Raw genomic sequence first — 14,382 nt, forward strand, 5'->3', positions numbered from 1 at the left:
AAGATTAACATATTGATGAGGTGGACTAGTGATGTCTGAAAAGATTTACGTTGGAGTCGATGTCGGCGGAACTGCTATTAAAGTAGGCATTTGCAATGCGGATGGACAATTGCTCCGGACGTATGAGGGGCCGACGGAAGCGAGTAAAGGAACGGACACTATCCTTCAAAATATTGCAAAATATTCAAAGCAAATCGTAGCCGAATCGGATTATGATTGGGAGCAGGTTGACGGGGTAGGCGTTGGTATTGCAGGCTTCCTGGATATTCCGAACGGAATCGTAAAATTTGCGCCGAACCTGAAGATTGAGAACGTTAATCTGAAAGGTTATTTGGAGCAAGAACTGAACAAGACCGTTAAAGTTAACAATGACGCAAATGTGGCGGCACTAGGCGAAGCTTGGGGCGGAGCAGGCAAAGGCATCGCGCACTGCGTATGCTATACGCTCGGAACCGGCGTAGGCGGCGGCATTATCATAGAGGGTAAAATCGTTGAGGGCTATATGGGCATGGCGGGCGAGCTGGGCCATATGGCGATTGTGCCTGATCTTGAAGCGATCCAATGCGGATGCGGCAAAATGGGCTGCTTGGAAACGGTATCTTCGGCGACCGGCATTATTCGCATGGCTAAGGATGCGGTGGAACGCGGTGACCGCACTTCGCTCTCGATGGTAGAAGACATTATGGCGAAGGATGTTCTTGATGCAGCGAAAGCGGGCGATGAAGTAGCGACCCGTATCGTGAACCGTGCCGCTTATTATTTGGGTAAATCCATGGCGATGATTGCGATCATCTTGAATCCGCAATATTTTATCATCGGCGGCGGCGTATCGAAAGCGGGAGATTTCTTATTCGACCAAATTCGCGAAGTATTTGAGAAATACACGCAGGAGCAAGCGAAGGAAAATGTAAAAATCGTGGCAGCAACGCTTGGCAACAATGCGGGCGTAGTCGGTGCGGCTGGACTTATTCTAAGAGGTTAATTTTATTCGAAAATTATTAACGAAGAGACTTTGCTAACGCAAAGTCTAAGCATATCCTTACGAAGTGACTTTGCTAACGCAAAGTCTAAGCATATCCTTACGAAGTGACTTTGCTAACGCAAAGTCTAAGCATATCCTTACGAAGTGACTTTGCTAACGCAAAGTCTTTAGGAGGTTTGATCATGGAAACGGCAGCAACAGTAGCGAAGCTTGTCATTATAACCGGGATGTCTGGCGCGGGCAAAACCATTGCTGTCCAAAGCCTGGAGGACCTCGGTTTCTTCTGCGTCGATAATTTACCGCCCGTTCTAATCCCTAAATTTGCGGAGCTGATCGAACAATCGAACGGCAAAATCGGCAATGTGGCGCTGGTTATTGATTTGCGCGGAAGAGAATTTTTTACGGCGCTCTCGGAATCGCTGGCTTATATCAAGGAGCATTATACGATAAGCTGCGAAATCTTATTTTTGGATGCTACGGACGGCGTGCTTGTACAGCGTTATAAGGAGAGCCGCCGCCGCCATCCCCTTGCTCCGGAAGGAATGCCGCTCGAGGGTATCAAGAATGAACGCCGCCTGCTTGAAGATTTGAAAGGCTGGGCCTCTCAGGTTATCGATACGAGCATCTTGAAGCCGGCTCATTTGAAGGAACGGATTATTTCACATTTTACGAATCTCGAGCAAAATAATCTATCGATTAACGTGACCTCGTTCGGATTTAAATATGGGATTCCCATCGATGCGGATTTGATTTACGACGTTCGTTTCTTGCCTAACCCGCATTATATCGAGCATCTTCGCCCAAATACCGGCCAAACTCCCGAAGTATACGAATATGTAATGAAGTGGCCTGAAACACAGCAGTTCCTGACAAAGCTGTTAGACATGCTGCAATTCCTTATTCCGCTCTATCGCAAGGAAGGGAAAAGCCAGGTAGTTATCGGTATTGGCTGCACCGGCGGGAAGCATCGTTCCGTTGCCATAGCTGAATATTTGGGACGCATGCTCGGCAGCAGCGATACGGAACGTGTGCGTGTCAGCCATCGCGATGCCGAACGTGACAAGCATTGACGGGGTGAGAGAATGCAAAGTAGGCATAAGATACTAAGAAGACCGAAGATCGTTGTCATTGGCGGCGGTACAGGTCTCTCTGTCATGCTGCGAGGGCTTAAAGAGAAGCCGCTCGATATTACGGCTATTGTTACGGTTGCCGACGATGGAGGCAGTTCCGGCATTTTACGCAATGAGCTTCAAATTCCTCCTCCAGGCGATATTCGCAACGTGCTTATGGCGCTTGCCGATGCGGAGCCGCTTTTGACAGAGGTATTGCAGTACCGTTTCAAAACCGTGCCGGGTTTAGCCGGACATAGTCTTGGTAATCTTATGCTGGCGGCCATGACGGATATATCCGGCGACTTTGTTACGGGTATCCGCGAGCTAAGCCGCGTTCTCGCCGTTCGGGGGCGGGTGCTTCCCGCAGCGGGCAAAGCGATTGTGCTAAAGGCTGAAATGGCCGATGGAACGATTGTTACCGGCGAATCCATGATTCCGAAGGCCGGCAAGGTAATTAAGCGTGTGTTTTTGGAACCGCTGAATGTGGAACCGCTGCAAGAGGCTGTAGAAGCCATCGAGCAGGCCGACGCAATCTTAATTGGGCCTGGCAGCTTGTATACCAGTATTATTCCGAATTTGCTCGTTCCGAAGCTGGCGAACGCCATCGTGGAATCCGAGGCGGTAAAACTTTTTGTCTGTAATGTTATGACGCAGCCAGGCGAAACCGATAATTATTCGGTAGGGGATCATTTGGATGCCATTCATGCGCATATCGGCCATCATTTGTTTGATTACGTAATTGTGAACGACGGCGAGATTCCGCCCCAAATCGAGAGCAAGTATGCGGAGATGGGTGCGAAAGCCGTTCATTTGGATTTGGATGCGGTAACGCAAAAGGGCTATGAGGTCATTGCGGACCGGCTTGTTTTATTCCGTACTTTTCTGAGGCATGACGCCGAACGCTTAAGCCATCATATTTATAAACTGGTCGAGAACTGGATGTTACGAAAGAGGTGATACACAATGTCATTTGCGGCGCAAACAAAGAAAGAGCTGACACTAATCGAGGCGGACAACTGTTGTGAGAGAGCGGAATTATCCGCGCTTATACGGATGAATGGTTCGGTTAGCGTATCGAGCCGCAAAGTCGTTTTGGACATCTCAACGGAAAATGCCGCGATTGCCAGAAGAATTTACTCCCTGCTCAAAAAACATTATGAAATACACGTGGAGCTGCTCGTCCGCAAGAAGATGAGGCTTAAGAAAAATAATGTCTATATCGTCCGTATCCCGGCAGGGGTGCAGGAGATACTGAGTGAGCTCAAGATTGTATCCGAAGGTTTTATGTTCAACCTTGGCATTGACAAGGAAATGATTCGCAAGCCCTGCTGCAAGCGTTCGTATTTGCGTGGGGCGTTTCTCGCGGGAGGCTCGGTCAACAATCCGGAGGGATCTTCGTATCATTTGGAGATTTCCTCGATGTACCAAGAGCACTGCGAGGCTTTGGTTGACCTTGCGAACAAATTTGATCTAAACGCTAGATGCATTGAACGGAAAAAGGGTTTTATCTTCTATATCAAAGAGGGCGAGAAAATTATCGAGTTCCTCAATATTATTGGCGCGCATCAAGCCTTATTCAAGTTTGAAGATGTTCGAATCATGCGCGACATGCGCAATTCAGTCAACCGGATCGTGAACTGCGAAACGGCGAATCTGAATAAAACAATCGGAGCGGCAGTCCGGCAGATTGAGAATATCAAGCTGCTGCAGCGAGAAGTGGGTCTGGAGAGCTTGCCTGAGAAGCTGAAGGAAGTAGCTGAAATTAGGCTCCAGCATCCGGATATGAATCTGACAGAAGTCGGCGAAATGCTCGGAGGAAAGGTCAGCAAGTCAGGCGTAAACCATCGTTTGCGCAAAATTGACGAACTTGCGGAAAAAATCCGTGGGGTATGAACTTTCATCCTAGTGTATCAGCTGGTATAATGATATAATAATTCAAAATGGCTTTATTTATGAAGATAAGAATGCAAAGCGAACAAGCAATTGCATTTTTGTCTTTGACCGGGAAAAGAGCTTTTGCAGCCAGTAGACGGCGATAGAGCCGTATAAGCTTGTGCCGCATGCTAATGCTTAAGTAAAATATAGGGGGTATGGTTTCCATGACAAGGCTTCCGGTTGTTGTTCGTCTTAAGACAGGACTACATGCAAGACCAGCAGCATTATTCGTACAAGAAGCGAACAAATTTTCCTCCGAAGTATTTGTAGAGAAAGACGACAAAAAAGTGAATGCTAAATCCATAATGGGGATTATGAGCTTGGCAATCAGCTCGGGCACTGAAGTATCCATAAGTGCTGAGGGTTCGGATGCAGAACAGGCTGTAAACGCTTTAGTCGCTTTGGTAAGCAAAGAAGAGCTGGAAAACCAATAATTCATCAAAATTAAATAAAAGCCGTCCTAGGTCTGATGACCGAGGAAGGCTTTTTTTAATGTGAAGACCAATAACAAAGAAGAACGTATGTCCTATTTTATGAACATGAATTTCTCCTGCTAATTCGAATTGCGTACAGCCGCATTAAAAAAACGGGGCTATCCCTTAGGTCCATGCAGACCAGTAGGGATAGCCCCGTTCTGTAAAATGAAAGATCTCTTGCTATTAAGCGAGCTTCTCAATAACTTTATCGACAAGGCCGTATTCTTTGGCTTCAACTGCGCTCATGAAGTAATCGCGGTCCGTATCCTTCTCGATGCGCTCAAGCGATTGACCGCTGCGCTCTGCGAGAATGCCGTTCAGCTTGTCGCGCATACCGATAATGCGCTTCGCGCGAATAGCGATATCGCTGGCTTGGCCTTCCGCGCCGCCTAGCGGCTGGTGAATCATGACTTCGCTGTTCGGAAGCGCATAACGTTTGCCGATAGCGCCTGCGGTAAGCAAGAAAGCTCCCATGGAAGCAGCCATGCCGACACAGATCGTAGATACATCCGGTTTAATGTATTGCATCGTATCATAAATAGCCATGCCTGCCGTAATCGAACCGCCTGGGCTGTTAATATAAAGTGAGATGTCTTTCTCTGGGTCGTCTGCCGCCAGGAAAAGCAATTGAGCGATGATGGAGTTGGCCACCACGTCATTTACACCGGATCCTAGAAAAATAATGCGGTCTTTCAATAGGCGAGAGTAAATATCATACGCACGCTCACCTCGATTGTTTTGCTCAATAACCATAGGAACGAAATTCATATCCAACGTAAGCCCCCTCCTTGAAAAAACAATGAATGGTTAAATCGTATTCTCATAATAACGGATGAAAAAGCAAAAGTCAAAGATAGTCAAACAAGTCCTGTCATGCCTTTCGGGAGATCAAATTAAAACGGTGTTAGTTGGCGCTTTGAAAGGAAAATACAGTGCTGTCCGGGTCATATTTCTGAGGCTGAGGGTGGAAGTTTACCGTAAAGAATCTTCTTTCGCGGAAGCACAAAAAAACCGCCCCATGTATAGGAACGGTTAGTCTGTATCATTATAGGTGTTGCAAGCCTTAATGGCTGAAATGTCGTAGTGGCGCGCCCGCAAGGAATCGAACCTAGATCTCAGCCTTCGGAGGGCTGCGTCATATCCATTGGACCACGGGCGCATTTGAAAATTGTCGCAAAAATTATTATATGATATTCAGGGTTTTAAAGCAAGGGGTAATCAAAAATTAAATTTGTTAAAAATGTGTCGGAAACCGTTTTCAAAACAAAAACGACTATTGCTACAAATGAAAATTTCCGATAAACTAAAGGTGGGACTTGAAACGATACCGCGGGACGTAATAGGTCCAACGTGTTTGAAGCGAATACGCTATAGGCCGATGGAGTGAAGGATGAGAGATGCGTCAGATCGTTGAACTGCAGCAGCAGCTTGTACCGGATCTGCTCGACGTCATGAAGAAACGGTATTCGATTTTGCATCGGGTGATGCTGTCGGATTTAATCGGGCGCCGAACGTTGGCGTCGGCATTATCGATGACGGAGCGGATGCTTCGGGCGGAGACCGATTTTCTGAAATCGCAGGGGCTGCTCGAGATTCATTCGGGGGGCATGCGGATTAGCGATTCAGGCAAGCTTTTATTAGAGCAGCTTGAGCCATTCTACAAGACGATGTTCGGACTTTCCGAGCTGGAAGAAACGATACGCAGCCATTACGGGTTAACGCAGGTCGTTATTGTCGCCGGCGATTCGGAGATTTCTGCTCAGACAAAACGTGAGCTTGGCCGCGCAGGCAGCCAGGTGCTGATCAAAGTTATGCAGCCAAACGATGTCGTGGCAGTAACGGGCGGAACAACCATTGCGCAAATATCGAATCAACTGATGAGTTCCTCGCAGCTTAAGACGAACTGGTTCGTACCGGCTAGAGGCGGTCTTGGAGAGAGCCTGGACTATCAAGCGAATACAATTGCTTCGATGATGGCCAAACGCACAGGAGCGCAGTACAGGCTTCTACACGTGCCTGATCATCTCGGCGAGGAAGCGTTCGCGTCCATTATGCAGGAACCGAATATTAAGGAAATCGTGGATGTCATCCGCAGTGCTCGCATCGTTGTACACGGAATCGGAGATGCTATGGTCATGGCGAGACGCCGGCGTTTGGATCGTGAGATCATTGACGCTATGGAAGCTGAAGGAGCTTTGGCGGAGTCGTTCGGATTTTATTTTGACCGCAAAGGCGCTGTCGTGCACAAAATGCAAACGGTAGGGTTACGGCTCGAGGATATTGTGAAGACTGAAGTTGTTATAGGCGTTGCAGGCGGTAAGAGCAAGGGCGAGGCTATAGCGGCGATTATGCGGTTTGGTCACAATGACGTACTCGTTACCGATGAAGCGGCTGCACTTGAAATCGTCGCGTTGATCGAGCAGGAGAAGGATTAAGCTTTTAACGGAATTGAAGGAATCATGATGATTTGCAAGTGGCCTTCGGCCGCGCGCAAAACATCTTGAAATATATTTTAATATCTTTTAAAAACGCTTAGGAGGAAATAAAAAATGGTTAAAGTTGGTATTAATGGTTTTGGTCGCATCGGCCGTAACGTATTCCGCGCAGCACTGAACAACCCTGATGTTCAAATCGTGGCAGTAAACGATCTTACGGATACTGCAACACTGGCACATCTTCTGAAATACGATACTACACACGGTCAACTTGACGGTACTGTTGAAGCAAAAGAAGGCGCGCTTATCGTAAACGGCCGCGAAATCAAAGTATTCGCAGAGCGTAACCCTGCTGACCTTCCTTGGGGATCTGTTGGCGTTGAAATCGTAGTTGAATCAACTGGTATTTTCACAGCGAAAGAAAAAGCTGAGCTTCACTTGCAAGGCGGCGCTAAAAAAGTTATCATTTCCGCTCCGGCAACGAACGAAGATATTACAGTGGTTATCGGCGTTAACGAAGATAAATACGACGCTGCGGCACATACCATTATTTCCAACGCTTCTTGCACAACGAACTGCCTAGCACCATTCGCAAAAGTATTGAACGACAAATTCGGAATCGTTAAAGGTATGATGACTACTATTCACTCCTACACAAACGATCAATCCGTGCTTGACGTTCCTCACAAAGACTTGCGCCGTGCTCGCGCAGCTGCTGAGAACATCATTCCTTCCTCCACTGGCGCTGCAAAAGCTGTAGCACTTGTTCTTCCTGAGCTTAAAGGTAAATTGAACGGTATGGCAATGCGCGTTCCTACGCCAAACGTATCCGTAACTGACCTTGTTGCTGAGCTTAAAGTTAACGTAACAGTAGAAGAAGTTAATGCAGCATTGAAAGAAGCTTCTGAAGGTCCACTTAAAGGCATCTTGAACTACAACGAATTGCCGCTTGTATCGAGCGACTACAATAGCGACCCTGCTTCTTCCACAATCGATGGTCTTTCGACTATGGTTGTTGAAGGAAACATGGTTAAAGTTATTTCATGGTACGACAACGAGTGGGGTTACTCGAACCGCGTAGTTGATCTTGCTGCTTACATCGCAAGCAAAGGTCTGTAAGCAAAGAAGGCGGACGGACCCGCGGCTTTCGCGCATGCGGAGCACAGGTCTTTGATTTGCGGCTTCTAGGAGACGTAAATCATGGGGGCGTTTCTTCTTTGAAGGAACGCCCTTCTTTTTTTTGTGGTTCAACAGCCATCCTTTCCATAACACATTTTCGGGAGGTTTCATTGATGAATAAGAAAAGTGTACGTGATGTAGCAGAGCTAGCTGGTAAACGGGTATTTGTTCGCGTTGATTTCAACGTGCCGCTTGAGGATGGTAAGATTACGGATGACAAGCGTATTCGTGAAACGCTTCCTACGATTAACTTCCTAATCGAAAAAGGCGCAAAAGTGATTCTTGCAAGCCATCTTGGCCGTCCGAACGGTCAAGTGGTAGAAGAACTTCGCCACACGGCTTCCGCAGCGCGTTTGTCCGAGCTTCTTGGCAAGCAAGTAACAAAAGCGGATGAAGCTATCGGCGAAGCAGTTGAAGCACAGGTTGCCGCTTTGAACAACGGCGATGTATTGCTTCTTGAAAACGTTCGTTTCTACGAAGGCGAAGAGAAAAACGATCCGGAACTCGCTAAAGCATTCGCTAAGCTCGCTGACCTGTTCGTTAACGACGCTTTCGGCGCCGCTCACCGCGCTCACGCTTCAACAGAGGGCATCGCGCATATCCTGCCAGCCGTATCGGGTCTGCTTATGGAGAGAGAGCTTGAAGTATTAGGCAAAGCGTTGAACAACCCGGAGCGTCCTTTCACAGCTATCGTTGGCGGTTCAAAAGTAAAAGATAAAATCGCGGTTATCGATAAAATGCTAGAAATTGCCGACAACGTTCTTATCGGCGGCGGCTTGTCTTATACATTCTTTAAAGCGCAAGGCCATGAAATCGGCAAATCGCTCGTGGATAACAGCAAGCTGGATTTGGCGCTTGAGTTCATGGAGAAAGCAAAAAAACTCGGCAAAAACTTCTTGATCCCGGTAGATATCGTTGTTACTGACGATTTCAGCGCGAACGCTAACACGCAAATCGTAGACGTTGACAGCATTCCTGCTGATTGGGAAGGCATTGACATCGGTCCGAAAACACGCGAGCTTTATGCTGATGTTATCAAAAACTCGAAATTGGTTGTATGGAACGGACCAATGGGCGTATTTGAAATCGAGCCTTTCTCCCACGGTACAATAGCAGTTGCTAACGCATGCGCAGAGACAACTGGCTACTCCGTAATCGGCGGCGGCGACTCTGCTGCGGCAGCTGAAAAATTCGGCCTTGCCGACAAAATGGATTTCATCTCGACAGGCGGCGGCGCTTCCCTAGAGTTTATGGAAGGCAAAGTGCTTCCAGGCGTTGTAGCTCTTAACGATAAATAATAGATTTTACAAAAATAAAATAAAATGATATGAGGAGGATTACGCATGAGCAACAGAAAACCGATTATCGCAGGTAACTGGAAAATGTTCAAAACGGTATCCGAAGCTGTAACATTTTTCTCCGAAATTAAAGGCAAGGCTGAGGTTGACGGTGTAGAGAGCGTGATTTGCGCGCCATACACGACGCTTCCCGCGCTTGTTGAAGCAGCAAAAGGCACTACGATCGCAATCGGTGCGCAAAACGTCCACTTTGAAGACAACGGTGCATTCACGGGTGAAATCAGCGGCGTAATGCTGAAGGATCTTGGCGTGAAATACGTGATTATCGGCCACTCCGAGCGTCGCGCTTATTTTGCGGAAACGGATGAGATCGTCAACAAGAAGGTTCATGCTTCCTTCAAAAACGGCCTGCTTCCTATCGTTTGCGTAGGCGAGAAGCTGGAAGAGCGTGAAGCTGGACAAACGAAGGACGTATGCAAAGTGCAAACGGAAGCGGCTTTCCAAGGCGTATCCGCGGCACAAGCAGCTGAAATCGTTATCGCATACGAGCCAATCTGGGCAATCGGAACAGGCAAATCTTCTACTTCCGAGGACGCACAGGACGTTATCGGATACATCCGCGGCGTGGTTGCAGGTCTTTATGACCAAGCGACTGCAGATGCGGTTCGCATCCAATACGGCGGCAGCGTGAAGCCTAACAACGTTGCTGAATACATGGGTCAAGCGGACATCGACGGCGCACTTGTCGGCGGCGCGAGCCTTGAGCCTGCATCCTATATCGCACTGGTCGAGGGGGCCAAGTAAGATGGCTGCACCAAAACCTGTTGCGCTCATTATTCTCGACGGCTTCGGCTTGCGCGATGATGTTACAGGCAACGCCGTTGCACAAGCTAATAAACCAAATTACGACCGTTATTGGTCGACATATCCGCATACGACACTAACGGCATCCGGCGAAGCGGTTGGATTGCCGGAAGGCCAAATGGGCAACTCCGAGGTTGGCCACTTGAATATCGGCGCGGGCCGTATCGTATATCAGGATTTAACCCGTATCAGCAAATCAATCCGCGACGGCGAGTTTTACGAGAATGAAACCATTCTTGGCGCTGTCCGCCATGTGAAAACAAACAGCAAGAAGCTTCATCTGTACGGCTTGCTTTCGGACGGCGGCGTGCACAGCCATATTGAGCATTTGTTCGCTTTGCTGGATCTAGCGAAGAAGGAAGAGCTCGAGGATGTTTACATCCATGCATTCTTGGACGGACGCGATGTGTCTCCGGACAGCGCGAAAGGTTACCTCGAACGCCTGCAGGCGAAGATCGAAGAGGTTGGCGTAGGCCGTATCGCAACGGTTCAAGGCCGTTATTATGCGATGGACCGCGACAAACGCTGGGAGCGTACTGAGAAGTCTTACCGCGCAATGGTTTACGGCGAAGGCCCTCAATATTACGATCCGATTCAAGCAGTAGTTGAATCCTACGAGAAATCGGTTTATGATGAATTCGTTATGCCAACGGTTATTGTGGATGGAGAAAACAAGCCTGTCGGTCTTGTAGAATCCGAGGACGCCGTTATTTTCTTCAATTTCCGTCCTGACCGCGCGATTCAATTGTCGCAGGTATTCACAAACGAGGACTTCCGAGGCTTTGACCGCGGCGTGAGTCACCCGGTTAATCTGTATTTCGTTTGTTTGACGTTGTTCAGTGAAACCGTAGGCGGATTCGTTGCGTATTCACCAAAGAACCTTGATAATACGCTGGGCGAAGTACTCGTGCAAAACAACAAGACACAGCTGCGCACTGCAGAAACCGAAAAGTATCCGCATGTTACGTTTTTCTTCAGCGGCGGACGCGACCATGAGCTTCCTGGCGAAACCCGCGTGCTTATTAATTCCCCTAAGGTCGCAACATACGACCTGAAGCCGGAAATGAGCGCTTACGAGCTTGCCGAGTCCACGGTACGCGAAATTGAATCAGACAAGCATGACGCGATTATCCTAAACTTCGCTAACCCTGATATGGTAGGCCACTCCGGCATGCTGGAGCCTACGATTAAAGCGGTTGAAGCGACGGACGAATGCCTTGGCAAAGTAGTGGAAGCGGTACTGGCCAAAGGCGGCGTTTGCATCATCACGGCTGACCATGGTAATGCTGATATGGTATTTGACGAGAATGGCCGTCCGTTTACGGCGCATACGACGAATCCTGTTCCGCTTATCGTAACGAAAGCAGGCGAGACTCTTCGCGAGGGTGGCATTCTTGCCGACATCGCACCGACGCTTCTTGATCTTCTGGAACTGGCTAAGCCGACTGAAATGACAGGCGTTACTTTAATCAACAAGCGTTAAAAATAAAACTTTAAAAGGAGTGTTTTCTCACATGTCAATTATCGTTGATGTATATGCACGCGAAGTGCTTGATTCCCGCGGGAATCCAACTGTAGAAGTAGAGGTTTCCCTAGAGTCCGGCGGCAAAGGCCGCGCAATCGTTCCATCCGGCGCTTCCACCGGCGCATACGAGGCTGTTGAGCTTCGCGACGGCGACAAATCCCGTTACCTAGGTAAAGGCGTTCTGAAAGCCGTTGAAAATGTTAACACTGAAATCGCTCCTGAAATCATCGGTTTGGATGCTCTTGACCAAGTAGCAATCGACCGTAAAATGATCGAGCTTGACGGTACGCCTAACAAAGCTAAGCTGGGCGCTAACGCGATTCTAGCGGTATCGATGGCAGTCGCTCGCGCAGCTGCTGACGCGCTTGACGTGCCTCTTTACACTTACCTTGGCGGATTCAACGCTAAAGTGCTTCCTGTTCCAATGATGAACATCATCAACGGCGGCGAGCACGCTGACAACAACATCGACGTTCAAGAATTCATGGTTCTTCCTGTCGGTGCTGAAAGCTTCAAAGAAGCTCTTCGTATCGGTGCTGAAATCTTCCACAACCTGAAAGCTGTATTGCATGACAAAGGTCTTAACACAGCTGTTGGCGACGAAGGCGGCTTCGCTCCTAACCTTGGTTCAAACGAAGAAGCAATTACAACAATCATCTCCGCTATCGAGCGCGCAGGCTACAAGCCAGGCGTTGACGTATTCCTCGGTATGGACGTTGCTTCCACTGAGTTCTTCAAAGACGGTAAATACGTGCTTGCAGGCGAAGGAAAATCGTTCACACCTGCTGAGTTCGTTGACCTTCTTGCTTCATGGGCTGACAAATACCCAATCATTACAATCGAAGATGGCTGCTCCGAAGACGATTGGGATGGTTGGAAATTGCTTACTGAGAAGCTTGGCGGTAAAGTACAGCTTGTTGGTGACGACCTGTTCGTTACGAACACTGAGCGCCTTGCTGACGGTATCGACAAAGGCGTGGGCAACTCGATCCTGGTTAAAGTTAACCAAATCGGTTCGCTTACTGAAACTTTCGATGCAATCGAAATGGCAAAACGCGCAGGCTACACAGCTGTTATCTCTCACCGTTCAGGCGAGAGTGAAGACAGCACAATCGCTGATATCGCTGTAGCGACAAACGCTGGCCAAATCAAAACAGGCGCACCGTCCCGTACGGACCGCGTTGCAAAATACAACCAATTGCTTCGCATTGAAGACCAATTGGGTTCAACGGCTCAATATGCTGGCAAATCAGCATTCTATAACTTGAAAAACTTCAAATAAGACGCATTTAGCGGCTTATGGAGAAGGGTATGCCCACTCGGGCATGCCCTTCTTTTTTTTGGCGAATAGCCCGTCTACGCATATGGGACATAATAATCATGAAAAGTATCATGCGACTAGGCGGTGTATGAAGTGGCAAAACCGGGTATTGGCATTCAAATGTATTCACTTAGGGATCAGACCGAAATTGATTTCCTGGGCACGCTCGAGAAAGCAGCCAAAATAGGTTACACAGCTGTCGAATTTGCTGGTTATTTCAAAACGCCGGCTAAGGAGTTGAAAAGTAAGCTGGAGGAGCTCGGGCTAAAAGCTCCCTCTGTCCATGTTCCTTTAAACTTTAGCGATTCCAAGCATATGGAGTCGGATTTTGCCGGACAAATCGAATATGCCAAGGAGCTTGGCGTGTCCTACATTATTACGCCTTGGGCACCGCTCCCGGAACTGCCAACGATGGACAACGTGAAGTACTTAATTGATGTGTTTACGAAATGCGCGCAGCAAGTAAGGGCTGCCGGCATGCAGTATGGGTATCACAATCATGAGTTCGAATTTAAATTAGTGGAAAAAAAGCCTATTATTGATCACCTATTGTCGGGCATGCCGACAGAGCTTATGATCATGGAATTCGATCTGGGTTGGCTCCACGTGGCGGGATATAAGCCTGCTGACTACTTGAGGAAATACAAAGGCCGCATTCCGGTAGTCCATTTGAAGGATTTCAACAAAGGGCTGAAAGATGCGGAAATCGGCAAAGGAGAAGTTGGCTATTCACAGCTTCTAAGCGAACTCGAGCCGGCAGGCGTAGACTTTATGTTTGTGGAACAGGAGCAGTTCGAATCGAGCTCGCTTGATAGCGCAGCCAATAATTATCAATTTTTAAAAGAACACGGGTTTGCATAAAAGGCTGTGCCATGGGGTTGTACTATTGTATTTTGTGCCCAGCTATGGTACACTCGATTTACGTGTTTTTACGGAGCTCCTATGCTGGAGGTGGAATGAATGGATATCTTATTGAAGATCGTGCTCGTTATATTTTCTGTCGGCCTGATTGCTGTAGTATTGCTGCAAAAGGGTAAGAGTGCAGGCTTGTCCGGAGCGATTACGGGCGGCGCTGAGCACCTGTTCGGCAAACAGAAAGCGCGCGGTTTGGATTTGTTCTTGCAGCGTTTGACAGTAGTTCTGGCAGCTGGCTTCTTCATATTAGCGCTTGTTGTATCTTACTTCGTAAAACAATAACGAACACACACGCAGAAAGCGAGGATATTCCTCGCTTTTTTTGTATTTTCATCATAAT

The 14,382-nt window shown here is 48.1% G+C and carries 14 protein-coding genes and 1 tRNA gene; 13 read left to right on the forward strand and 2 right to left on the reverse strand.

Translation table 11 applies throughout. From position 1 onward, the window contains the following. Positions 1–31: 31 nt before the first annotated feature. From MRBLPE1_RS23300 to MRBLPE1_RS23320, 5 genes are all read left to right on the forward strand, one after another. Positions 32–982 carry an ROK family glucokinase gene (locus MRBLPE1_RS23300; RefSeq protein WP_364149840.1) on the forward strand — a complete coding sequence of 317 codons (951 nt, stop codon included), beginning with the start codon at positions 32–34 and terminating at the stop codon, positions 980–982. Between the two features lie 182 nt (positions 983–1,164). Further along, the gene (rapZ, locus tag MRBLPE1_RS23305; RefSeq protein ID WP_364149842.1) at positions 1,165–2,052 is read left to right on the forward strand and encodes an RNase adapter RapZ; all 888 of its coding nucleotides are present in this window, start codon (positions 1,165–1,167) and stop codon (positions 2,050–2,052) included. 12 nt (positions 2,053–2,064) lie between these two features. Then, positions 2,065–3,051, forward strand: a complete 987-nt coding sequence (locus MRBLPE1_RS23310; RefSeq protein ID WP_364149843.1) for a gluconeogenesis factor YvcK family protein — start codon at positions 2,065–2,067, stop codon at positions 3,049–3,051. Positions 3,052–3,057: 6 nt separating this feature from the next. Continuing rightward, complete coding sequence (gene whiA / locus MRBLPE1_RS23315; RefSeq protein ID WP_364149845.1) at positions 3,058–3,987, forward strand: DNA-binding protein WhiA; 930 nt, start codon at positions 3,058–3,060, stop codon at positions 3,985–3,987. Between the two features lie 206 nt (positions 3,988–4,193). Next, positions 4,194–4,463, forward strand: coding sequence for an HPr family phosphocarrier protein (locus tag MRBLPE1_RS23320; protein WP_028609180.1), 270 nt, complete (start codon positions 4,194–4,196; stop codon positions 4,461–4,463). A gap of 225 nt (positions 4,464–4,688) precedes the next feature. On the opposite strand, the gene clpP is transcribed toward MRBLPE1_RS23320, so the two are convergent. Together clpP and MRBLPE1_RS23330 are read right to left on the reverse strand one after the other, a co-directional pair. Beyond that, on the reverse strand, positions 4,689–5,273 hold the full coding sequence (gene clpP, locus MRBLPE1_RS23325; protein WP_308996253.1) for an ATP-dependent Clp endopeptidase proteolytic subunit ClpP: 585 nt from the start codon (positions 5,271–5,273) through the stop codon (positions 4,689–4,691). Between the two features lie 316 nt (positions 5,274–5,589). Next, positions 5,590–5,664, reverse strand: a tRNA-Arg gene (locus tag MRBLPE1_RS23330). A 238-nt stretch (positions 5,665–5,902) separates the two neighbouring features. Here MRBLPE1_RS23330 and MRBLPE1_RS23335 point away from each other — a divergent pair. From MRBLPE1_RS23335 to secG, 8 genes are all read left to right on the forward strand, one after another. Further along, positions 5,903–6,940, forward strand: coding sequence for a sugar-binding transcriptional regulator (locus MRBLPE1_RS23335; RefSeq protein ID WP_364149847.1), 1,038 nt, complete (start codon positions 5,903–5,905; stop codon positions 6,938–6,940). Positions 6,941–7,054: 114 nt separating this feature from the next. Then, positions 7,055–8,059: a type I glyceraldehyde-3-phosphate dehydrogenase gene (gap, locus tag MRBLPE1_RS23340; protein WP_364149848.1), complete on the forward strand. Its 1,005-nt coding sequence runs from the start codon at positions 7,055–7,057 to the stop codon at positions 8,057–8,059. A 173-nt stretch (positions 8,060–8,232) separates the two neighbouring features. Further along, positions 8,233–9,417, forward strand: a complete 1,185-nt coding sequence (locus tag MRBLPE1_RS23345; RefSeq protein ID WP_364149850.1) for a phosphoglycerate kinase — start codon at positions 8,233–8,235, stop codon at positions 9,415–9,417. A 45-nt stretch (positions 9,418–9,462) separates the two neighbouring features. After that, positions 9,463–10,221 carry a triose-phosphate isomerase gene (gene tpiA / locus MRBLPE1_RS23350; protein WP_364149852.1) on the forward strand — a complete coding sequence of 253 codons (759 nt, stop codon included), beginning with the start codon at positions 9,463–9,465 and terminating at the stop codon, positions 10,219–10,221. 1 nt (position 10,222) lies between these two features. Beyond that, positions 10,223–11,764, forward strand: a complete 1,542-nt coding sequence (gene gpmI, locus MRBLPE1_RS23355) for a 2,3-bisphosphoglycerate-independent phosphoglycerate mutase (RefSeq protein ID WP_364149854.1) — start codon at positions 10,223–10,225, stop codon at positions 11,762–11,764. A 31-nt stretch (positions 11,765–11,795) separates the two neighbouring features. Further along, positions 11,796–13,088 carry a phosphopyruvate hydratase gene (gene eno, locus MRBLPE1_RS23360; protein ID WP_308996222.1) on the forward strand — a complete coding sequence of 431 codons (1,293 nt, stop codon included), beginning with the start codon at positions 11,796–11,798 and terminating at the stop codon, positions 13,086–13,088. A 132-nt stretch (positions 13,089–13,220) separates the two neighbouring features. Next, positions 13,221–13,988, forward strand: coding sequence for a sugar phosphate isomerase/epimerase family protein (locus tag MRBLPE1_RS23365; protein WP_364149855.1), 768 nt, complete (start codon positions 13,221–13,223; stop codon positions 13,986–13,988). Positions 13,989–14,087: 99 nt separating this feature from the next. After that, positions 14,088–14,324: a preprotein translocase subunit SecG gene (gene secG, locus MRBLPE1_RS23370; protein WP_183570711.1), complete on the forward strand. Its 237-nt coding sequence runs from the start codon at positions 14,088–14,090 to the stop codon at positions 14,322–14,324. Positions 14,325–14,382: the final 58 nt, after the last annotated feature.

This window comes from Paenibacillus sp. LPE1-1-1.1, from assembly GCF_040676435.1.
Classification (GTDB): domain Bacteria; phylum Bacillota; class Bacilli; order Paenibacillales; family Paenibacillaceae; genus Pristimantibacillus.

What these genes read in the sequence shown, in the direction of transcription:
- rapZ (WP_364149842.1), top strand. Translation starts at nt 1,165, where the DNA reads ATGGAAACGGCAGCAACAGTAGCGAAGCTTGTCATTATAACCGGGATG.
- MRBLPE1_RS23345 (WP_364149850.1), top strand. Translation starts at nt 8,233, where the DNA reads ATGAATAAGAAAAGTGTACGTGATGTAGCAGAGCTAGCTGGTAAACGG.
- gpmI (WP_364149854.1), top strand. Translation starts at nt 10,223, where the DNA reads ATGGCTGCACCAAAACCTGTTGCGCTCATTATTCTCGACGGCTTCGGC.
- gap (WP_364149848.1), top strand. Translation starts at nt 7,055, where the DNA reads ATGGTTAAAGTTGGTATTAATGGTTTTGGTCGCATCGGCCGTAACGTA.
- tpiA (WP_364149852.1), top strand. Translation starts at nt 9,463, where the DNA reads ATGAGCAACAGAAAACCGATTATCGCAGGTAACTGGAAAATGTTCAAA.
- eno (WP_308996222.1), top strand. Translation starts at nt 11,796, where the DNA reads ATGTCAATTATCGTTGATGTATATGCACGCGAAGTGCTTGATTCCCGC.
- MRBLPE1_RS23335 (WP_364149847.1), top strand. Translation starts at nt 5,903, where the DNA reads ATGCGTCAGATCGTTGAACTGCAGCAGCAGCTTGTACCGGATCTGCTC.
- secG (WP_183570711.1), top strand. Translation starts at nt 14,088, where the DNA reads ATGGATATCTTATTGAAGATCGTGCTCGTTATATTTTCTGTCGGCCTG.
- MRBLPE1_RS23320 (WP_028609180.1), top strand. Translation starts at nt 4,194, where the DNA reads ATGACAAGGCTTCCGGTTGTTGTTCGTCTTAAGACAGGACTACATGCA.
- whiA (WP_364149845.1), top strand. Translation starts at nt 3,058, where the DNA reads ATGTCATTTGCGGCGCAAACAAAGAAAGAGCTGACACTAATCGAGGCG.
- MRBLPE1_RS23300 (WP_364149840.1), top strand. Translation starts at nt 32, where the DNA reads ATGTCTGAAAAGATTTACGTTGGAGTCGATGTCGGCGGAACTGCTATT.
- MRBLPE1_RS23310 (WP_364149843.1), top strand. Translation starts at nt 2,065, where the DNA reads ATGCAAAGTAGGCATAAGATACTAAGAAGACCGAAGATCGTTGTCATT.
- clpP (WP_308996253.1), bottom strand. Translation starts at nt 5,273, where the DNA reads ATGAATTTCGTTCCTATGGTTATTGAGCAAAACAATCGAGGTGAGCGT.